17 protein-coding genes are annotated in these 21818 nt (G+C 59.2%); all 17 read left to right on the forward strand.

Annotation, left to right across the window (positions count from 1 at the left end; translation table 11 throughout):
• The first annotated feature begins 7 nt into the window (after positions 1 to 7).
• The 17 genes from uppS (at position 8) to eno (ending at position 21660) form a co-directional block, all read left to right on the forward strand.
• Positions 8 to 763 carry a polyprenyl diphosphate synthase gene (gene uppS / locus BWR59_RS12035; RefSeq protein WP_081565855.1) on the forward strand — a complete coding sequence of 252 codons (756 nt, stop codon included), beginning with the start codon at positions 8 to 10 and terminating at the stop codon, positions 761 to 763.
• Positions 763 to 1581: a phosphatidate cytidylyltransferase gene (locus tag BWR59_RS12040; protein WP_081565856.1), complete on the forward strand. Its 819-nt coding sequence runs from the start codon at positions 763 to 765 to the stop codon at positions 1579 to 1581. Before uppS ends, BWR59_RS12040 begins: the two co-directional genes overlap by 1 nt.
• Positions 1578 to 2768, forward strand: a complete 1191-nt coding sequence (gene ispC, locus BWR59_RS12045) for a 1-deoxy-D-xylulose-5-phosphate reductoisomerase (protein ID WP_081565857.1) — start codon at positions 1578 to 1580, stop codon at positions 2766 to 2768. Before BWR59_RS12040 ends, ispC begins: the two co-directional genes overlap by 4 nt.
• A gap of 93 nt (positions 2769 to 2861) precedes the next feature.
• Positions 2862 to 4214 carry a sigma E protease regulator RseP gene (gene rseP, locus BWR59_RS12050; RefSeq protein ID WP_081565858.1) on the forward strand — a complete coding sequence of 451 codons (1353 nt, stop codon included), beginning with the start codon at positions 2862 to 2864 and terminating at the stop codon, positions 4212 to 4214.
• A gap of 75 nt (positions 4215 to 4289) precedes the next feature.
• Positions 4290 to 6665, forward strand: coding sequence for an outer membrane protein assembly factor BamA (bamA, locus tag BWR59_RS12055; protein WP_081565859.1), 2376 nt, complete (start codon positions 4290 to 4292; stop codon positions 6663 to 6665).
• Between the two features lie 45 nt (positions 6666 to 6710).
• Positions 6711 to 7214, forward strand: coding sequence for an OmpH family outer membrane protein (locus tag BWR59_RS12060; RefSeq protein ID WP_062383122.1), 504 nt, complete (start codon positions 6711 to 6713; stop codon positions 7212 to 7214).
• Between the two features lie 4 nt (positions 7215 to 7218).
• A complete protein-coding gene (lpxD, locus tag BWR59_RS12065; protein WP_081565860.1) occupies positions 7219 to 8274 on the forward strand; it encodes a UDP-3-O-(3-hydroxymyristoyl)glucosamine N-acyltransferase in 1056 nt (351 codons plus the stop codon).
• Between the two features lie 112 nt (positions 8275 to 8386).
• Complete coding sequence (gene fabZ / locus BWR59_RS12070; RefSeq protein WP_081565861.1) at positions 8387 to 8827, forward strand: 3-hydroxyacyl-ACP dehydratase FabZ; 441 nt, start codon at positions 8387 to 8389, stop codon at positions 8825 to 8827.
• Complete coding sequence (lpxA, locus tag BWR59_RS12075; RefSeq protein ID WP_081565862.1) at positions 8824 to 9600, forward strand: acyl-ACP--UDP-N-acetylglucosamine O-acyltransferase; 777 nt, start codon at positions 8824 to 8826, stop codon at positions 9598 to 9600. The genes fabZ and lpxA overlap by 4 nt, the downstream gene beginning before the upstream one ends.
• A 2-nt stretch (positions 9601 to 9602) precedes the next feature.
• Positions 9603 to 10739: a lipid-A-disaccharide synthase gene (gene lpxB, locus BWR59_RS12080; protein WP_081565863.1), complete on the forward strand. Its 1137-nt coding sequence runs from the start codon at positions 9603 to 9605 to the stop codon at positions 10737 to 10739.
• Between the two features lie 11 nt (positions 10740 to 10750).
• Entirely contained in the window at positions 10751 to 11392 is a 642-nt protein-coding gene (gene rnhB / locus BWR59_RS12085) for a ribonuclease HII (protein ID WP_081565864.1), read from the forward strand.
• A 71-nt stretch (positions 11393 to 11463) separates the two neighbouring features.
• Positions 11464 to 14985 carry a DNA polymerase III subunit alpha gene (gene dnaE, locus BWR59_RS12090; RefSeq protein WP_081565865.1) on the forward strand — a complete coding sequence of 1174 codons (3522 nt, stop codon included), beginning with the start codon at positions 11464 to 11466 and terminating at the stop codon, positions 14983 to 14985.
• A 126-nt stretch (positions 14986 to 15111) separates the two neighbouring features.
• Complete coding sequence (accA, locus tag BWR59_RS12095) at positions 15112 to 16059, forward strand: acetyl-CoA carboxylase carboxyl transferase subunit alpha (RefSeq protein ID WP_081565866.1); 948 nt, start codon at positions 15112 to 15114, stop codon at positions 16057 to 16059.
• 49 nt (positions 16060 to 16108) lie between these two features.
• Entirely contained in the window at positions 16109 to 17443 is a 1335-nt protein-coding gene (gene tilS / locus BWR59_RS12100) for a tRNA lysidine(34) synthetase TilS (protein WP_081565867.1), read from the forward strand.
• A gap of 268 nt (positions 17444 to 17711) precedes the next feature.
• Positions 17712 to 19343, forward strand: a complete 1632-nt coding sequence (locus tag BWR59_RS12105; RefSeq protein ID WP_081565868.1) for a CTP synthase — start codon at positions 17712 to 17714, stop codon at positions 19341 to 19343.
• A gap of 15 nt (positions 19344 to 19358) precedes the next feature.
• Positions 19359 to 20204 (forward strand): 3-deoxy-8-phosphooctulonate synthase, encoded by an 846-nt coding sequence (gene kdsA / locus BWR59_RS12110; RefSeq protein ID WP_081565869.1) that lies wholly within the window; start codon positions 19359 to 19361, stop codon positions 20202 to 20204.
• 169 nt (positions 20205 to 20373) lie between these two features.
• Complete coding sequence (gene eno, locus BWR59_RS12115; protein WP_081565870.1) at positions 20374 to 21660, forward strand: phosphopyruvate hydratase; 1287 nt, start codon at positions 20374 to 20376, stop codon at positions 21658 to 21660.
• The last annotated feature ends 158 nt before the right edge of the window (positions 21661 to 21818 follow it).

The following is a 21818-nucleotide window of genomic DNA, read 5'->3' on the forward strand; positions in this document are numbered from 1 at the left end:
AGCTTTCATGGATAAGACAAAGCTGGCTGTGCCGTCATCGGTGCCGCGTCATGTCGCGATCATCATGGATGGGAACAATCGCTGGGCCAAAAAGCGCCTGTTGCCGGGTGTGGCGGGTCACAAGGCTGGCGTGGACGCTGTGCGGGCGGTGATTGAAGTGTGCGCCGAGGCCAAGGTCGAGGTGCTGACGTTGTTCGCTTTTTCCAGCGAGAACTGGCAGCGCCCCGCCGAAGAGGTCGGTGCGCTGATGGAGCTGTTCTTCACTGCCTTGCGTCGCGAGACCAAGCGTCTGAACGAGAACGGCATCAGCCTGCGCATCATTGGTGATCGTTCGCGATTTCATCCGGAGCTTCAGGCTGCCATCCGCGAGGCTGAAGCACAGACCGCGGGCAATAGCCGCTTTGTTCTGCAAATCGCCGCCAACTACGGTGGCCAATGGGATATCGCCCAGGCTGCGCAGCGTCTGGCGCGTGAGGTGCAGGCCGGGCATCTGCGTCCGGACGACATCACGCCGGAACTGTTGCAGACTTGTCTTGCAACCGGCGATCTGCCACTGCCTGACCTGTGCATCCGTACTGGCGGCGAGCATCGCATCAGCAATTTCCTGCTGTGGCAGCTGGCTTACGCCGAGCTGTATTTCTCCGACCTGTTCTGGCCGGACTTCAAACACGATGCCATGCGCCATGCGCTGGCCGATTTCGCTTCGCGCCAACGCCGCTTCGGGAAAACCAGCGAGCAGGTAGAAGCTGGAGCCCGTGCTTAATGCTCAAACAACGAATCATTACAGCGCTTATCCTCGCGCCTCTGGCCCTTTGCGGTTTTTTTCTGCTCGAGGGTGGCAGCTTCGCGCTGTTCATTGGGGCGGTCGTCGCGTTGGGAGCCTGGGAGTGGGCTCGTCTGGCGGGGCTCGAAACCCAGTCTGTACGCGTGCTTTACGCTGTCGTGGTCGCAGTGCTGCTGTTCCTGCTTTACCTGCTGCCGGGGCTTGCGCCGTGGATTCTGGTTGCCGCGCTGATCTGGTGGTTGGCGGCGACGTGGCTCGTGCTGACATATCCTGAATCTAGCGAGCATTGGTCCAGCGTCATCTACAAGCTGGCGATCGGTCTGTTGATTCTGCTCCCGGCCTGGCAGGGACTCGTCTTGATCAAGCTGTCGCCATCCGGCAACTGGCTGATCCTCGCGGTGATGGTGCTGGTGTGGGGCGCGGACATTGGCGCGTACTTCTCTGGCAAGGCGTTCGGCAAGCGCAAGCTCGCACCGAAAGTCAGTCCGGGTAAGAGCTGGGAAGGGCTTTACGGTGGTCTGGCTGCGTGTCTGATCATTACGGCGGTGGTGGGTGTTTCCCGCGGCTGGTCTTTTGGCGAAATCCTCTTCGCGCTGGTCTGTGCTGCGATCGTGGTGCTGATTTCGGTCGTGGGTGATCTCACTGAAAGCATGTTCAAGCGTAAATCCGGGGTCAAGGACAGTAGCAACCTGTTGCCCGGTCATGGCGGCGTGCTTGATCGCATCGACAGCCTGACTGCAGCCATTCCGGTATTCGCATTGCTGCTGTGGGCCGCCAAAGACTGGGGCGTGATGTGAACAACCCTCAACAGATTACCGTGCTGGGCGCTACCGGCTCGGTGGGTTTGAGCACCCTGGATGTCATTGCCCGTCATCCGTCGCGCTATCGGGTCTTCGCCCTTACCGGGTTCACTCGTCTCGCCGAATTGCTGGCGCTCTGTGTGCGCCACACTCCGCAGTTCGCGGTGGTGCCAACCGCTGTCGCTGCTCGTCAGTTACAGGAAGATGTGCGGGCGGCCGGTCTAGATACCCGCGTTCTGGTGGGGGAGGGCGGCCTTTGTGAGGTCTCTGCTCATCCGCAGGTCGATACGGTCCTGGCCGCCATCGTCGGCGCCGCAGGCTTGCGGCCTACGCTGGCTGCGGTGGAGGCAGGCAAGAAGGTACTGCTGGCCAACAAGGAGGCCCTGGTCATGTCGGGCGCCTTGTTCATGCAGGCGGTGCGTCGCAGCGGTACGGTGCTTCTTCCGCTGGACAGTGAACACAACGCGATCTTTCAGTGCTTGCCTGGCAACTATGCCAGTGGCTTGAATGAGGTCGGTGTGCGTCGCATCCTGCTGACAGCCTCCGGGGGGCCGTTCCGCGAAACGCCGTTGGAAGATCTCGAACACGTTTCCCCAGAGCAGGCCTGCGCGCATCCGAACTGGTCAATGGGGCGCAAGATTTCCGTGGATTCGGCCAGCATGATGAATAAGGGGCTTGAATTGATCGAGGCCTGCTGGTTGTTCGATACCGCACCGGCTCGCATCGAAGTGGTGATTCATCCGCAGAGCGTCATCCACTCAATGGTCGATTATGTCGACGGTTCGGTGTTGGCCCAATTGGGCAATCCGGACATGCGCACACCGATCGCCCACGCATTGGCATGGCCCGAGCGAATCGATTCGGGTGTTGCACCGCTGGACCTTTTCAGCATTGCGCGGCTGGATTTCCAGGCCCCGGACGAATTGCGCTTCCCTTGCCTGCGTCTGGCGCGGCAAGCTGCGGAAACCGGCGACAGCGCTCCAGCGGTGCTCAATGCTGCCAACGAGGTGGCTGTTGCTGCGTTTCTGGATCGACGCATTCGTTATCCGGAAATCGCGAGTATGATCGACGAAGTCCTGAACCTGGAGCCTGTCGTCGCGGTGAATGAGCTGGAAACGGTATTCGAAGTCGATGCCAGGGCTCGTACGCTGGCCGAGCAGTGGCTTAGCCGAAATGGCCGGTAAACCGCACATGTCGGCAGGCGCAGGTCCATCGGGGTGGGCAGGCACGCGATCAGCGTCCGCCCGCAACGCTAAACCGGTACCCGGAGAACAGCGATGAGCGCGCTTTATATGATTGTCGGCACCCTGATTGCCTTGGGCGTGCTGGTGACCTTTCACGAGTTTGGCCACTTTTGGGTGGCTCGGCGTTGTGGTGTCAAGGTTTTGCGTTTTTCGGTCGGGTTCGGCATGCCGCTTCTGCGCTGGCATGACCGTAAAGGCACAGAATACGTCCTGGCTGCCATTCCTCTGGGTGGCTATGTGAAGATGCTCGACGAGCGAGAAGGCGAGGTGCCGGCCGAGTTGGTCGATCAGTCGTTCAACCGCAAGTCTGTCTATCAGCGCATCGCCATTGTCATCGCAGGGCCCGTCGCCAACTTCTTGTTGGCCATTGTGTTTTTCTGGGTACTGGCCATGTTGGGCAGCCAGCAGGTGCGCCCGGTCATCGGCGGCGTAGAGGCGGGCAGTATCGCTGAAAAGGCAGGCCTGACTTCCGGTCAGGAAATTGTTTCAGTCGATGGCGAGGCCACTTCGGGCTGGGCTGCGGTCAATCTTCAACTGGTTCGTCGTCTGGGTGAAACAGGCAGCATCGCGCTGAAGGTTCGTGATCAGGGCTCCGAAGTAGACACGCCGCGCTCGCTGGCTCTGAATGACTGGCTCAAGGGCGCGGATGAACCCGATCCCATTCGCTCGCTGGGTATCCGTCCGTGGCGACCTGCGTTGCCTCCGGTACTGGCTGAGCTGGATCCCAAAGGGCCTGCGCAGGGCGCCGGCCTGAAAACAGGCGATCGTCTCTTGGCGCTGGATGGCCAGCCGCTCAACGATTGGCAGCAGGTGGTGGATTCGGTTCGTGTCCGTCCTGATACCAGGATTTCCCTGACTGTCGAGCGTGATGGTGCGAAGATCGACGTACCCGTGACGCTGGCGACCCATGGTGAAGGAAAGGCTGCCACCGGGTATCTGGGTGCTGGTGTAAAAGGTGTCGACTGGCCACCGGAAATGCTCCGTGAAGTCAGTTACGGCCCACTGGCCGCCGTGGCAGAGGGCGCGAGACGCACCTGGACCATGAGCGTGCTGACCTTGGATTCACTGAAGAAAATGTTGTTCGGCGAGCTCTCGGTAAAAAACTTGAGCGGACCGATAACCATTGCTAAAGTGGCGGGCGCTTCGGCCCAGTCAGGTGTAGGTGACTTCTTGAATTTCCTTGCTTATCTGAGCATAAGCCTGGGGGTTCTCAATTTGCTGCCCATTCCAGTGTTGGACGGGGGGCACTTGCTGTTTTATCTGATCGAGTGGGCGCGTGGTCGTCCACTGTCGGAAAAGGTACAGGGTTGGGGGGTTCAGATCGGGATAAGTCTGGTGGTCGGAGTCATGTTGCTCGCACTGGTCAACGATCTGGGACGACTGTAAAAGCTACGCCGAATTGTGAATCTGCCGCATTTTGCGGCAGTTTGTTTATTGCCAGTTGGAATAAGAAAGGACTTCATGAAACGTCTGCTGCTAACTGCGGTTCTTGCCGTACTGATGATCGCCGAAGTTCACGCCGAGTCCTTCACTATCTCCGATATCCGTGTCAACGGGCTGCAGCGGGTGTCCGCTGGCAGCGTCTTTGGTGCGCTGCCGTTGAACGTGGGTGAACAGGCCGATGACTCGCGTCTTGTCGACGCCACTCGCGCACTGTTCAAAACCGGATTCTTCCAGGACATCCAGCTGGGTCGTGACGGCAACGTTCTGGTCATCACCGTGGTCGAGCGCCCATCTGTTTCGAGCATCGAGATCGAAGGCAACAAGGCGATCACCACCGAAGACCTGATGAAAGGCCTCAAACAGTCCGGTCTGGCAGAAGGCGAGATCTTCCAGCGCGCAACCCTGGAAGGCGTTCGTAACGAACTGCAGCGTCAGTACGTCGCTCAAGGCCGCTACTCGGCAGAAGTCGCCACTGAAGTCGTCCCTCAGCCACGCAACCGCGTCGGTCTGAAGATCAACATCAATGAAGGCGCGGTCGCCGCGATCCAGCACATCAACGTGGTGGGTAACTCGGTGTTCCCGGAGCAGGATCTGGTAGACCTGTTCGAACTCAAGACCACCAACTGGCTTTCCTTCTTCAAGAACGACGACAAGTACGCCCGTGAGAAGCTCTCCGGCGATCTGGAACGTCTGCGTTCCTATTACCTCGACCGCGGCTATATCAACATGGATATCGCCTCGACTCAGGTATCCATCACGCCCGACAAGAAAAGCGTGTACATCACCGTCAACATCCATGAAGGCGAGAAGTACAGCGTCAAGTCGGTCAAGCTGACAGGCGACCTCAAGGTTCCTGAAGATCAGGTCAAGTCGCTGCTGCTGGTCAAGCCGGGCCAGGTCTTCTCGCGCAAGGTCATGACCACCACTTCCGAGCTGATCACCCGTCGTCTGGGTAACGAAGGCTATACCTTCGCCAACGTCAACGGCGTGCCTACCCCGAATGACGAAGATCACACCGTGGACATCCTGTTCGCCGTCGATCCGGGCAAACGTGCCTACGTCAACCGCATCAACTTCCGTGGCAACACCAAAACCGCGGACGAAGTACTGCGTCGTGAAATGCGCCAGATGGAAGGCGGTTGGGCTTCTACCTACCTGATCGACCAGTCCAAGACCCGTCTGGACCGTCTGGGCTTCTTCAAGGAAGTGAACGTTGAAACACCTGCGGTGCCGGGCACCGACGATCAGGTTGACGTGAACTACGCCGTGGAAGAACAGGCATCCGGCTCGATCACCGCCAGCGTCGGTTTTGCACAGAGTGCCGGTCTGATCCTGGGTGGCTCCATCAGCCAGAACAACTTCCTGGGTACCGGTAACAAGGTCAGCATCGGCCTGACCAAAAGTGAATACCAGACCCGCTACAACTTCAGCTATGTCGATCCGTACTTCACGCCAGACGGTGTGAGCCTTGGTTACAGCGCTTTCTACCGCAAGACTGACTATGACGACCTCGACGTCGACGTGGCCAGCTACTCGGTGGACAGCCTGGGTGCCGGTATCAACATGGGCTACCCGATCAGTGAGACCTCGCGCCTTAACTTCGGCCTGTCGGTACAGAAAGACGAACTGAGCACCGGTACCTACACCGTTGACGAGATCTTCGACTTCATCGAGAAGGAAGGCGACAGCTTCACCAACTTCAAGGCGTCCGTCGGCTGGTCCGAGTCGACCCTGAACAAAGGTACGCTGCCGACCCGTGGTCATTCCCAGAGCCTGACCCTGGAAACCACTATTCCTGGCAGCGACCTGTCGTTCTACAAACTCGACTACCGCGGCCAGCTGTTCCACCCGATCACCACCAACACCACCCTGCGTCTGCACTCCGAGCTGGGTTACGGTGATGGCTACGGTTCGACCTCGGGTCTGCCGTTCTACGAGAACTACTACGCCGGTGGCTTCAACTCGGTTCGTGGCTTCAAGGACAGTACGCTCGGGCCTCGCAGTACGCCAAGTAGCGGTACGAAGTCGGGTACCATCGCTGACCCGGATCAGGACCCGCTACCGTTCGGTGGTAACGTGTTGATCACCGGTGGTGCCGAGTTTCTGTTCCCGCTGCCATTCATCAAGGATCAGCGCTCGCTGCGCACTTCCTTGTTCTGGGATGTCGGTAACGTTTTCAACACCAACTGTGGCTCGCAGAAAACCACTACCACCGGCGAAAAAGTCGAGTGCAACGGCCCTGAGCTGTCGGGCCTGGCGAGCTCGGTCGGTGTCGGCGTGACCTGGATCACGGCACTGGGTCCATTGAGCTTCGCTCTGGCAATGCCGGTCAAGAAACCGGACGACAGCACCGAAACCCAGGTCTTCCAATTCTCTCTCGGTCAGACCTTCTAAGGGTCTGGTCACTGATAACGACAACGGATTTGCAGGAGTTACATTGTGCGTAAGTTGACCCAATTGGCATTGCTGGCAACGGTTCTGATCGCAGGCCCGGCATTTGCTGACATGAAAATCGCCGTTCTGAACTATCAGATGGCGCTGCTGGAATCGGACGCTGCGAAAAAGTACGCAGTCGACGCAGAAAAGAAATTCGGCCCTCAGCTGACCAAACTCAAGGCTCTGGAAAGCAGCGCCAAGGGTATTCAGGATCGTCTGGTAGCGGGTGGCGACAAAATGGCCCAGCCTGAGCGCGAGAAACTGGAGCTCGACTTCAAGCAGAAAGCCCGTGACTTCCAGTTCCAGTCCAAGGAGCTGAACGAAGCCAAAGCCGTTGCTGACCGCGAAATGCTCAAGCAGCTCAAGCCAAAGCTGGATTCGGCTGTTGAAGAAGTGATCAAGAAAGGCGGCTACGACCTGGTCTTCGAGCGCGGTGCCGTGATTGACGTCAAACCACAATATGACGTTACTCGCCAGGTCATCGAGCGCATGAACCAGCTGAAGTAAATTCATGACCGCGACTATCACGCTCGGCCAATTGGCCGAGTTCCTCGGCGCCACGCTACGTGGCCCTGAGGACAAGCAAATCACCGGGCTCGCTACCTTGCAGGAAGCGGGTCCAGGTCAGGTCAGCTTCCTGGCCAATCCCCAGTATCGAAAATTTCTCGCTACCACCCACGCCGCTGCCGTGCTGCTCAAGCCTGCAGACGCCGAAGGCTACGCGGGGGATGCGCTGCTTATCGCTGATCCCTATCTGGCCTACGCCCGCATTTCTCACCTCTTCGATCCAAAGCCTAAGGCTGCCCCGGGTATTCATCCGACTGCCGTGATTGCTGACGATGCGGTGGTCGATGCTGCCGCCAGCGTTGGTGCGTATGCGGTTATCGAAAGTGGGGCGCAGATTGCCGCGGGTGTAACCATCGGTGCGCACTGCTTCATCGGAGCGCGCAGCGTGATTGGCGAAGGCGGCTGGCTTGCACCCCGCGTGACCCTGTATCACGACGTACGTATCGGTCAGCGCGTGGTGATTCAGTCCGGCGCCGTGCTGGGTGGTGAGGGCTTCGGCTTCGCCAACCAGAAAGGCGTATGGCAGAAGATCGCCCAGATCGGCGGGGTGACCATCGGCGACGATGTGGAGATCGGCGTGAATACCGCCATTGACCGCGGTGCCATGGACGACACCCGTATCGGCAACGGCGTGAAGCTGGATAACCAGATTCAGATCGCACATAACGTTCAAGTGGGCGATCACACCGCGATGGCAGCCTGTGTCGGAATTTCCGGCAGCGCGAAGATTGGCAAGCATTGCATGCTTGCGGGCGGCGTCGGGCTGGTCGGGCACATCGAGATTTGCGACGGCGTTTTCATCACCGGCATGACCATGGTGACCCGCTCGATTACCGAGCCAGGATCCTATTCTTCGGGGACGGCGATGCAGCCGGCTGCGGAGTGGCGCAAGAGTGCAGCGCGTATTCGCCAGCTCGATGACATGGCGCGTCGGCTGCAACAACTGGAAAAGATTGTCGAGGCAGTGACCTCAGGCGGTAAAGCGTCATCTGATGGCTGATACTTTTTTCTTATCAAGTGTGCAAAGCCGATAAACTGCCTCCTTGATTTGCTAGAGGAGTGCTGCGCATTCGTCGCGCACTCCCAATCTTTACTACAGGCTTCCTCTCGAAATGATGGACATCAACGAAATTCGCGAATATCTGCCCCACCGTTACCCGTTCCTGCTCGTGGACCGTGTAGTGGAGCTGGATGTTGAGAATAAAAGCATTCGTGCCTACAAGAATGTCAGCATCAATGAGCCTTTCTTCAATGGCCATTTTCCTGCGCATCCAATCATGCCGGGCGTGCTGATCATTGAAGCCATGGCGCAAGCTGCTGGCATCCTGGGCTTCAAAATGCTTGACGTGAAGCCTGCCGACGGCACTCTGTATTACTTCGTGGGCTCCGACAAGCTGCGCTTCCGCCAGCCGGTGCTGCCGGGCGACCAACTGATCCTTGAAGCGAAGTTTCTCAGCTGCAAGCGCCAGATCTGGAAGTTCGAATGCCAGGCGTCGGTGGACGGCAAGCCGGTCTGCTCCGCTGAAATCATCTGTGCGGAACGTAAACTATGAGTTTGATTGACTCTCGCGCAATCATCGATCCGACAGCCATTCTGGCTGACAATGTGGAGGTCGGCCCGTGGTCGATCGTCGGACCCGGTGTGGAAATTGGCGAGGGTACGGTCATCGGTCCGCACGTGATCCTGCGTGGCCCGACCAGGATCGGCAAGAACAACCACATCTACCAGTTTTCCTCGGTAGGTGAGGACACGCCTGACCTGAAATACAAAGGTGAGGCGACGCGTCTGGTCATCGGTGATCACAACGTGATCCGCGAAGGCGTGACGATTCACCGTGGGACTGTTCAGGATCGTGCCGAGACCACGATCGGCGATCACAACCTGATCATGGCCTATGCACACATCGGGCATGACAGCGTCATTGGCAATCACTGCATTCTGGTGAACAACACCGCCCTGGCAGGCCATGTCCATGTGGCTGACTGGGCGATCCTGTCCGGTTTCACCCTCGTCCATCAGTACTGTCATATCGGTGCCCACAGCTTCTCGGGTATGGGTACGGCTATCGGTAAGGATGTTCCGGCGTTCGTGACGGTGTTTGGCAACCCTGCCGAAGCCCGCAGCATGAACTTCGAGGGCATGCGCCGTCGTGGTTTTTCGGATGATGCGATTCACGCGCTGCGCCGTGCCTACAAGACTGTCTACCGGCAGGGGCTGACCGTCGAACAGGCTGTTGTCGAGCTTGCCGCGCCCGCTTCCCAGTTTCCGGAAGTCGCGCTGTTCCTTGAGTCCATCCAGAACTCGACTCGCGGCATCACCCGCTAACCATGAGTGCCCTGCGTATAGCGCTTGTCGCCGGAGAAGCCTCTGGCGACATCCTGGGTTCTGGTCTGATGCGCGCTATCAAGGCGCGCCATCCCGATGCACAGTTCATTGGCGTCGGCGGCCCGCTCATGGAAGCCGAGGGCATGAGGTCCTACTTCCCGATGGAGCGACTGTCGGTCATGGGCCTGGTGGAAGTACTTGGGCGTCTCAAGGAACTGCTGGCACGACGCAAACTGCTGATCCAGACCCTGATCGATGAAAAGCCCGATGTGTTCATCGGCATCGACGCTCCGGACTTCACCCTCAATATCGAACTCAAACTGCGTCAGACCGGCATCAAGACCGTTCACTACGTCAGTCCTTCAGTGTGGGCCTGGCGCCAGAAGCGGGTGCTGAAGATCCGCGAAGGCTGTGATCTGATGCTCACGCTGCTGCCTTTCGAGGCACGGTTTTATGAAGAGAAGGGTGTGCCAGTTCGCTTTGTCGGGCATCCGCTGGCCGATACTATCCCGCTCGAAGCCGACCGGGACGCTGCGCGCGCTGAGTTGGGATTGGATGGCGGCCCCGTCGTTGCGTTGATGCCGGGCAGTCGTGGCGGTGAAGTCGGGCGCCTGGGTGGGTTGTTCTTCGATGCTGCCGAACGTCTGCTGGCCCAACGGCCGAACATTCGTTTCGTACTGCCCTGCGCCAGTCCGCAACGTCGTGTGCAGATCGAGCAGTTGCTTGAAGGTCGCGACCTGCCGCTGACGCTCCTCGACGGGCGCTCCCACGTGGCACTTGCAGCCTGCGATGCGGTGTTGATCGCCTCCGGCACCGCCACCCTGGAAGCCTTGCTGTACAAACGACCGATGGTGGTTGCCTATCGTCTGGCGCCGCTGACCTACTGGATACTCAAGCGGATGGTGAAGAGTCCGTATGTGTCGTTGCCGAACCTGTTGGCCCAGCGTTTGCTGGTGCCTGAGCTTCTGCAGGACGCTGCGACCGCCGATGCCCTGGCCGATACTGTGCTGCCGTTGCTCGACAACGGCGCGGAGCAGACTGCCGGCTTCGATGAAATTCACCGTACCTTGCGTCGCGATGCGTCCAATCAGGCCGCCGAAGCGGTATTGAGCCTGATCGGCCCGTCGCCATCACGATGAGTTCGCAATCAATGCAAATGGGTCTGGATTTCAACCTGGTCGAGGATCTGGTCGCCGGTGTCGATGAAGTGGGTCGTGGCCCGCTGTGCGGCGCCGTCGTGACCGCTGCGGTCATACTTGACCCGAATCGCCCGATTCTGGGGCTGAACGATTCGAAAAAGCTCACCGAGGCCAAGCGCGAAAAGCTGTTCGACGAGATCTGCGAGAAGGCCCTTTGCTGGCACATCGCGCGGGCCGAGGTCGAAGAGATCGACGAGCTGAACATCCTGCACGCCACCATGCTGGCCATGAAACGTGCTGTCGAGGGCCTGCTGATTACGCCGAAACTGGCGTTGATCGATGGCAATCGCTGCCCGCAGTTGTCGGTGCCCAGCGCGCCGGTGATTCAGGGCGACGCACAGGTGCCCGCCATCGCTGCGGCGTCGATTCTGGCAAAGGTCAGCCGGGATCGCGAAATGGCCGCCATGGAAATGATTTACCCAGGCTATGGCATCGGTGGGCACAAAGGCTATCCAACGCCGGTACATCTGGAAGCGCTGGCGCGATTGGGTCCTACGCCGATCCATCGCCGTTCCTTTGCGCCCGTTCGTGCGGCCTACGAGGCTCGGGAGGTGATGATTTCCACCGGCTTCACGTCGTTGCCGCTCAATTGATCGCGGGCTGATGTTTTCGTGAGAGGCCGGTACAATCCGGCCTTCGTTTTCTGTGCGCTATAGGATCACCCATGCCGGCTTCTTTCGTTCATCTACGCCTGCACACCGAATACTCTCTGGTTGACGGTCTGGTCCGGGTCAAGCCGCTGGTAAAAGCGCTGACCGGCATGAACATGCCAGCGGTTGCGGTGACCGATCAGAACAACCTGTGTTCGCTGGTCAAATTCTATAAAGCCTCCATGGGCGCTGGTATCAAGCCGATCTGCGGCGCCGACATCTGGCTGGCCGGGCGTGATCGCGATGCGCCACTCAGCCGCTTGAGCCTGTTGGTGATGAATCCCAAAGGCTATCTCAACCTCACAGAGCTGATTTCCCGCGGCTTCATGCACGGCCAGCGTAACGGGGTTGTGATCATCGACCGCGAGTGGGTAGCTGAGGCCAACGAAGGGCTGATCGCCCTGTCGGCGGCGAAAGAGGGCGAGATCGGCATGGCGTTGCTCGGCGGTAATCCTGCCGAGGCCGATGAACTGCTGAAAGAGTGGATGTCGGTGTTCCCGGACCGGTTCTATGTCGAAGTCCAGCGCACCAATCGCATCAACGATGAAGAGCATCTGCACGCAGCCGTCGCGCTGGCTGAACGCCATGGCGTACCGTTGGTGGCCACCAACGATGTGCGCTTCATCAAGCAGGAAGATTTCGAAGCGCACGAAACCCGCGTCTGCATCGGTGAAGGCCGAGCGCTGGACGATCCGCGCCGCTCGCACAACTACAGCGATCAGCAGTACCTCAAAAGCGCCGAGGAAATGGCAGAGCTGTTCAGCGACCTGCCCGATGCGCTGGCCAACACGGTAGAGATCGCCAAACGCTGCAACATCGAGGTCAAGCTGGGCACGCACTTCCTGCCCAACTTCCCGATTCCCGATGGGCTGACCATCGACGAGTACTTCCGCAAGGTATCGTTCGAAGGTCTTGAAGAGCGTCTGGCTGTTCTATGGCCGAAAGAGACTACGCCGAACTACGAGGAAAAACGTCAGGTCTATGTGGACCGGCTGAATTTCGAGCTGGATATCATCATCCAGATGGGATTCCCCGGCTACTTTCTGATCGTTATGGACTTCATCCAGTGGGCCAAGAGTAACGGCGTTCCGGTAGGCCCGGGTCGTGGGTCGGGCGCCGGTTCGCTCGTGGCTTACGTGCAGAAGATCACCGACCTCGATCCGCTGCAGTACGACCTGCTGTTCGAACGTTTCCTTAACCCGGAACGGGTTTCGATGCCCGACTTCGACGTCGACTTCTGCATGGATGGGCGCGACCGCGTTATCGAATACGTGGCCGAAAAATACGGCCGTAATGCGGTGAGCCAGATCATCACCTTCGGTTCCATGGCCGCGAAGGCTGTGGTGCGTGACGTGGCGCGGGTGCAGGGCAAGTCCTACGGCCTGGCCGATCGTCTGTCGAAGATGATCCCGTTTGAAGTCGGCATGACCCTGGAAAAAGCCTACGAGCAGGAAGAGATTCTGCGCGACTTCCTCAAGACCGACGAGGAAGGCGCCGAAATCTGGGAGATGGCGCGCAAGCTTGAAGGCGTCGTGCGTAACGTCGGCAAGCACGCTGGTGGTGTGGTGATCGCACCGACCAAGCTGACTGATTTCGCGGCGATCTATTGCGATGAGGAAGGCGGCGGTCTGGTAACCCAGTACGACAAGGACGACGTTGAAGCGGCTGGCCTTGTGAAGTTCGACTTCCTGGGCTTGCGGACGCTGACGATCATCGACTGGGCGATGAAGACGATCAATCGCGACCGCGCCAAGGTTGGCGAAGAGCCGCTGGATATCGCATTCATTCCGCTGGACGATGCCCCGACTTACGACCTGTTGCAGAAGGCCGAAACCACGGCGGTGTTCCAGCTTGAATCCCGGGGCATGAAAGAGCTGATCAAAAAGCTCAAGCCCGACTGCCTGGAAGATTTGATCGCACTGGTGGCCCTGTTCCGTCCGGGCCCACTGCAATCGGGCATGGTGGACGACTTCATCAACCGCAAGCACGGTCGCGCGGAGCTGTCGTACCCCCACGTCGACTATCAGTACGAGGGGCTCAAGCCGGTACTCGCGCCAACCTACGGCATCATCCTGTATCAGGAGCAGGTGATGCAGATCGCCCAGGTGATGGCCGGTTACACCCTTGGTGGTGCGGACATGCTGCGTCGCGCCATGGGTAAGAAAAAGCCCGAGGAGATGGCCAAGCAACGCGGCGGTTTCATCGATGGCTGCAAGAGCAACAATATCGACCCGGATCTGGCTGGTAACATTTTCGACCTGGTGGAGAAATTCGCCGGTTACGGCTTCAACAAATCCCACTCCGCTGCCTATGGGCTGGTGTCGTACCAGACCGCGTGGCTCAAGAAACACTACCCGGCGCCATTCATGGCGGCGGTGCTGTCGGCAGACATGCACAACACCGACAAGGTCGTGACCTTGATCGAGGAAGTGCGCACCATGAAGCTGCGCCTCGATGCGCCGGATGTGAACAACTCCGAATTCAAGTTCACGGTGAACGACGAGGGCCGCATCGTGTATGGTCTCGGCGCAATCAAAGGCGTCGGCGAAGGCCCGGTGGAAGCGATTACCGAAGCGCGTCAGGCCGGTCCGTTCAAGGATCTGTTCGACTTCTGCGCGCGCATCGACCTTAAGCGGGTCAACAAGCGGACCCTTGGCGGGCTGATCAGCAGCGGCGCACTGGATCGTCTGGGCCCGTTTTTCTTCGAAGAGCCCAAACAGTACCAAGCCAACATCGACCGTAACCGAGGCGTGTTGCTGGCCGCTCTGGAAGAGGCGATACAAGCCGCGGAGCAGACCGCGCGCAGTCATGACAGCGGCCATGCCGACCTGTTTGGCGGCCTGTTCGTCGAAGCCGATGCCGATGTTTATGCGAACCATCGCACTGCCAAAGAGGTCACTCTCAAGGAGCGGTTGCGCGGTGAGAAGGAGACGCTCGGGTTGTACCTGACCGGTCACCCGATCGATGAATACGAAGGCGAGATCCGCCGGTTCGCCCGTCAGCGGATCGTCGATCTCAAGCCCGCGCGTGATACCCAGACCGTTGCCGGCCTGATCATCGCGCTGCGGGTAATGAAGAACAAAAAGGGCGACAAGATGGGTTTCATCACCCTCGACGACCGCTCCGGGCGCATTGAAGCGTCGCTGTTCGCCGATTCGTTCCAGGCAGCCCAGTCGCTGTTGCAGACGGACGCGATGGTGGTCGTGGAAGGGGAGGTCAGTTCCGACGACTTCTCCGGTGGCCTGCGTTTGCGCGCCAAACGGGTCATGAGCCTGGAGGAGGCGCGGACCGGTCTGGCTGAAAGTTTACGTCTGACCGTGCGTAGCGAGGCGCTCAAGGGCGATCGTCTACGCTGGCTGGGTGACCTGTGCAGGAAGCACCGGGGAGCGTGTCCGATCACGCTCGATTACACAGGGCAGGAAGCCCGCGCGTTGCTGCAGTTCGGCGAAGCCTGGCGAATCGATCCCGCGGACAGCCTGATTCAGGCGTTGCGTGACCAGTTCGGACGAGAGAACGTCTTTCTGCAGTATCGTTAAACGCTGCTCTCTGAATTTTTGAGCTCGACACTTATAAACTCGACCCCTACGCGCCAGATCCTTTAAGGTATGGCGCTTACGGATCAACCGGCCGGCCTCTTGGCCGTCGACCCAAGACGGATGCCTATGAACCCGAATTTTCTGGATTTCGAACAGCCGATTGCTGACCTGCAAGCCAAGATTGAAGAGCTGCGTCTGGTAGGCAATGACAACTCGCTGAACATCGGCGACGAAATCTCTCGACTGCAAGAGAAGAGCAATACGCTCACCGAAAGCATTTTCGGCAACCTGACCAGTTGGCAGATCGCGCGTATGGCGCGTCATCCGCGCCGTCCGTACACGCTGGATTACATCCAACACATCTTCACCGAATTCGATGAGCTGCATGGCGATCGTCACTTCTCCGATGACGCCGCGATCGTCGGCGGTATCGCCCGTCTGGACGATCAGCCGGTGATGGTGATTGGTCACCAGAAGGGCCGCGAAGTGCGCGAAAAGGTTCGTCGCAACTTCGGCATGCCGCGTCCTGAAGGCTATCGCAAGGCGTGCCGTTTGATGGAAATGGCCGAACGCTTCAAGATGCCGATCCTGACCTTCATCGACACCCCTGGCGCCTACCCGGGTATCGACGCTGAAGAGCGCAACCAGAGCGAAGCGATCGCCTGGAACCTTCGTGTCATGGCGCGCCTGAAAACTCCGATCATTGCCACCGTCATCGGTGAGGGTGGTTCGGGCGGTGCGCTGGCCATCGGTGTCTGCGATCAACTGAACATGCTGCAATATTCGACCTATGCGGTGATCTCGCCGGAAGGTTGCGCATCGATTCTGTGGAAAACCGCCGAGAAGGCACCGGACGCTGCCGAAGCGATGGGCATCACTGCCGAGCGCCTCAAGGGTCTGGGCATTGTCGACAAGGTCATCGGTGAGCCATTGGGCGGCGCGCATCGTGATCCAGCCGCTGCCGCAGCGTCGATTCGCGAAGAGCTGAGCAGCCAGTTGGCCATGCTCAAGAAGTTCAACAACGACGAACTGCTGGCTCGCCGTTATGAGCGCCTGATGAGTTACGGCGTTTAATCGAAGCGGTCTTCGAGGTCCGGCCAGCGCAACGCAGGGTTAAACCAGCATGACCAGGCCGGGCATCAAGCAAGAGTTATCCAAGCGACTGTTGTCGCGCCTGTCTCCCTGGCGCGACGCAGCCGGTTGGCGCATTGCCTTCTCCGGTGGTCTGGATTCCACCGTTCTGTTGCACCTGCTGGCCGAGCTGTCGCGCCACCAAACCCTTCCTCCCCTGAGTGCTGTGCACATTCACCACGGTCTGCAAGCCGTTGCTGCGTCGTGGCCGGGACATTGTCGTCAGATGTGTCAGATTCTGGGTGTGCCGTTACAGGTCGTCGACGTTCAGGTCCTGCCGGGAGCGAGCCTGGAGCAGGCGGCGCGGGATGCACGTTACGCCGCCTTCGATCAAGTGCTGCAAGCGGGAGAGGTGCTGCTAACGGCCCAGCATCGGGATGATCAGGCGGAAACCCTAATATTTCGTTTGCTGCGCGGCGCGGGGGTGAGAGGTCTGGCTGCGATGCCTTCACAACGGGTTGTGGGCAAGGGGCATTTGTTCCGCCCTTTGCTGGACGAGCCCCGCGCACTGCTCGAGGCTTATGCGACGGAGCAGGGGCTGAGCTGGATCGAGGATCCGAGCAACAAGGACTGTCGTTTCTCCCGCAATTACCTGCGCAACAACGTGCTGCCTTCGCTGACCGCGCGCTGGCCCCACGCTGTGGCAAACATGACCCGCAGCGCCGCGCACCTGGCTGAAGCTCAGGGTTTACTGGATGAGCTGGCAGTTCAGGATCTGGCGCAGGCCGACACACCTTGCCCTTGGCCATGGCTCAAACTGCCGTCACTGGAACTGGCACCCCTGGAGGCGTTGTCTGCCGCGCGCCAGCGGAACGCCGTGCGGCACTGGCTTGGATCGCTGACGCGCTTGCCGGACAGCGATCACTGGGCGGGTTGGGATTCGCTGCGCGACGCGGGCCCCGACGGGCGGCCGATCTGGCGTCTGACCGACGGCCAGCTGCATCGTGCAGAAGGGCGCATCTGGTGGCTGTCGGGCATCTGGCTCAAGGATGTAGCCGGGTCGCAGCACTGGTCGCCGGCCTCCCAGCCACTGCATTTGCCAGGCAATGGCATGCTGCAGATTCTCGGTGAGATCCCGCGCGGCGGCCTGCACGTTCATTATCGACAGGGTGGCGAAGTGCTGGATGTGCCGGATCGCGGGCGTCGGGATCTCAAGCGCCTGCTCAACGAAAAGGGCGTGCCGGTATTTTTGCGCGGCCGATTGCCGCTGCTGTATCGCGGCGAACAGTTGCTGGCGGTCGCCAACCTCCCGGGACTGGACGCTGACCCCCGTGGCGACTGGCGATTGCACTGGCAGCCACCGACGAATGACCACAGTTTGAGATGAGAGGCTGTTTCCGGTAGACTACGCTCCCTTCTTGATACAGCTTATGTCGATCCTTCTGGAACGACGCAAGTTGCCGATTACCAGCCAGTCTTTACTGGGCGATTCTCAAAATGTGGCGAGCAATGGACAGGTCCGGTTTCGGCCAGTCACTTTCAGCGCGGCAATTTCGGAACTGCATCGAAAGATTTGCAGGTCATCGGGGGCTTCGGCCTTCCTTCGCTTTCCCCGGCGGCTCTGACCGCTTTAACGCAGACTTCTAGGGTTTTTCATGACGCGCTACATCTTCGTCACGGGCGGTGTTGTTTCTTCATTGGGGAAAGGCATTGCCTCGGCTTCATTGGCGGCCATCCTGGAGGCGAGGGGACTTAAGGTCACCATGCTCAAGCTGGACCCCTACATCAACGTCGACCCGGGCACCATGAGCCCGTTCCAGCACGGTGAAGTGTTCGTCACCCACGACGGCGCCGAGACCGACCTGGACCTGGGTCACTACGAGCGTTTCATTCGCACCACCATGACCCAGAACAACAACTTCACCACCGGCCGTGTGTACGAACACGTCCTGCGCAAAGAGCGCCGTGGTGATTATCTGGGCGCGACCATTCAGGTGATCCCGCACATCACCGACGAAATCAAGCGTCGCATCATCAAGGGCGCCGGCGATGCCGACGTGGCCTTGGTCGAAATCGGTGGCACCGTGGGTGACATCGAGTCCCAGCCGTTTCTGGAAGCCATTCGCCAGTTGCGTTTCGAAGTCGGCGCCAAACGCGCGATGCTGATGCACCTGACGCTCGTGCCTTACATCGCTACCGCTGGCGAGACCAAGACCAAACCGACTCAGCACTCCGTCAAGGAACTGCGCTCGATCGGTCTGCAACCTGACGTACTGGTGTGCCGCTCCGATCACCCGATCGACGTTTCGTCGCGTCGCAAGATCGCGCAATTCACCAACGTCGAAGAGCGTGCAGTCATCGCGCTGGAAGACGCCGATACCATCTACAAGATTCCTGGCATCCTGCACTCACAAGGTCTGGACGATTTCGTCGTCGAGCGCTTCGGCCTGCAATGCGGCAGCGCCGATCTGTCCGAGTGGGAAGCCGTGGTCGACGCCAAGCTCAATCCCGAGCATGAAGTCACCATCGCCATGGTCGGTAAATACATGGAGCTGCTGGATGCGTACAAGTCGCTGATCGAAGCGATGAGTCATGCCGGCATCACCAACCGCACCAAGGTCAACCTGCGCTACATCGACTCGGAAGACATCGAGAATCAGGGCACCGGCCTGCTGGAAGGCGTGGATGCGATTCTGGTTCCGGGCGGTTTCGGTCTGCGTGGTGTGGAAGGCAAGATCACAGCTGTCCAGTTCGCTCGCGAGAACAAGGTGCCTTACCTGGGTATCTGCCTGGGCATGCAGGTGGCGGTCATCGAGTTCGCACGTAACGTGCTGGGCTGGAAAGACGCCAACTCCACCGAATTCGATCGTACCAGCCCGCACCCTGTGGTCGGTCTGATCACCGAGTGGGAAGACGCCACCGGCGCGGTCGAAACCCGCACTGAAACCTCCGATCTGGGCGGCACCATGCGTCTGGGCGCGCAGGAATGTCAGCTGGAGCCAGGCTCGTTGGTCCATGACTGCTACGCCAACGACGTGATCGTCGAGCGTCACCGTCATCGCTACGAAGTGAACAACAAGCTGCTGCCGCAACTGATCGAAGCCGGCCTGAAGGTTTCCGGTCGTTCGGGTGATGGCGCGCTGGTCGAAGTGGTCGAGTCCAAGGATCATCCATGGTTCGTGGCGTGCCAGTTCCACCCTGAGTTCACTTCAACGCCTCGTGACGGCCACCCGCTGTTCAGTGGCTTCGTCAAGGCAGCGCTCGCTCAACACCAGAAAAACGCCTGATAGGGAATTCATTACATGGCATCTAAAATCATCCGCGTCGGTTCCATCGACATCGCCAACGACAAGCCAATGGTCTTGTTCGGCGGCATGAATGTCCTGGAATCGCGGGACATGGCCATGCAGGTCTGCGAAGAGTACGTACGGGTGACCGAAAAACTCGGCATCCCTTACGTGTTCAAGGCCAGCTTCGACAAAGCCAACCGTTCTTCCGTGACGTCGTATCGCGGTCCGGGCCTGGAAGCGGGCATGCGCATCTTCGAAGAGATCAAGAGCACCTTTGGCGTTCCTGTGATCACCGACGTGCACGAGCCGCATCAGGCTGCGACTGTCGCTGAAGTCTGCGACATCATCCAGCTGCCGGCTTTCCTGTCGCGTCAGACCGATCTGGTCGTTGCGATGGCGAAAACCGGTGCCGTGATCAACATCAAGAAAGCCCAGTTCCTCGCGCCTCAGGAAATGAAACACATCCTGAGCAAGTGTGAAGAAGCGGGTAATGACCAGTTGATCCTGTGCGAGCGCGGTTCGAGCTTCGGCTACAACAACCTTGTGGTGGACATGCTCGGTTTCGGCATCATGAAGGCGTTCGAATACCCTGTGTTCTTCGATGTCACTCATGCGCTGCAGATGCCGGGCGGTCGTTCGGATTCAGCCGGTGGTCGTCGCGCCCAGGTCACGGACCTGGCCAAGGCCGGTATCAGCCAGGGGCTCGCGGGCCTGTTCCTCGAGGCGCATCCGGATCCGGACAACGCCAAATGCGACGGTCCTTGCGCACTGCGCCTGAACAAGCTTGAGCCATTCCTGACTCAGCTCAAGGCGCTCGATGATCTGGTCAAGAGCTTCCCGACCATCGAAACGGCATAAAACCCGCTTCTCCGGCACTGGAGCCTCCGGTACAGTGCCGTGCGTTTCTTTCCCGACCAATGGGTCGGGAATTTTTGTCGTCTCGGGCCTGCCCGCTGTCTGAGTGCCTCGGGGCGTCAGTCGTTTTCCCAGCTGCGTCGTTTTCGTCAATCTTGGAGTGTTAACAACAATGGCAAAAATCGTCGACATCAAAGGTCGTGAAGTTCTCGACTCCCGTGGCAATCCCACCGTGGAAGCAGATGTGCTCCTCGACAACGGCATCATCGGCAGTGCCTGCGCGCCGTCCGGTGCTTCCACCGGCTCGCGTGAAGCACTTGAGCTGCGTGATGGCGACAAGAGCCGTTACATGGGCAAGGGCGTTCTGAAGGCTGTGGCCAATATCAATGGCCCGATCCGCGATCTGCTGCTGGGCAAGGACCCGGTTGACCAGAAAGCGCTGGATCACGCGATGATCGAGCTCGACGGCACCGAAAACAAAGCCAGCCTGGGCGCCAACGCAATTCTCGCTGTGTCCCTGGCCGCTGCCAAGGCTGCCGCACAGGACCAGGACCTGCCGCTGTACGCGCACATCGCCAACCTTAACGGCACTCCAGGCGTCTACTCGATGCCAGTCCCGATGATGAACATCATCAACGGTGGCGAGCACGCCGATAACAACATCGATATCCAGGAATTCATGGTTCAGCCGGTTGGCGCCAAGACCTTCTCCGAAGGCCTGCGCTGGGGCACCGAGATTTTCCATCACCTCAAAGCTGTGCTGAAGGCCCGGGGCCTGAACACTGCCGTGGGTGACGAAGGCGGTTTCGCACCGAACCTGAACTCCAACGCCGAAGCGCTGGACGCCATTGCTGAAGCGGTCAAGAACGCCGGTTACAAGCTGGGCACCGACGTGACCCTGGCATTGGACTGCGCGGCGAGCGAGTTCTACAAGAACGGCAAGTACGTGTTGAGCGAAGAAGGCGAGTACGACTCAGCCGGTTTTGCCGACTACCTGGCCGACCTGGTGAGCAAGCACCCGATCATCTCCATCGAAGACGGTCTGGACGAGTCCGACTGGGACGGCTGGAAGGTTCTGACCGACAAGATCGGCGACAAGATCCAGCTGGTGGGCGACGACCTGTTCGTGACCAACACCAAGATTTTGAAAGAAGGTATCGAGAAAAAAATCGGTAACTCCATTCTGATCAAGTTCAACCAGATCGGCACCCTGACCGAGACCCTGGAAGCCATCCAGATGGCCAAGGCAGCCGGTTACACCGCCGTGATCTCCCACCGTTCCGGTGAAACCGAGGACTCGACCATCGCCGATCTGGCAGTGGGCACGTCCGCTGGTCAGATCAAGACCGGTTCTCTGAGCCGTTCGGATCGCATCTCCAAGTACAACCAACTGCTGCGTATCGAAGAGCAATTGGGCGCCAAAGCTGTTTACCGTGGTCGCGGCGAGTTTCGCGGCTGATTGCAAGATGGTAAAAAGGCAGCAGGCGCTGTAGGACATTTCGCTGAGAAGCGATTTATCCTGACGTCCTGATCCATGAGCCCGGTGACCACCGGGCTCTTGGGCATTTGAAATGGTCGGTTTTGCTGTCTTTCTCCACCGGGTAACAGATATTCACA

The organism is Pseudomonas sp. Bc-h (assembly GCF_002080045.1).
Classification (GTDB): domain Bacteria; phylum Pseudomonadota; class Gammaproteobacteria; order Pseudomonadales; family Pseudomonadaceae; genus Aquipseudomonas.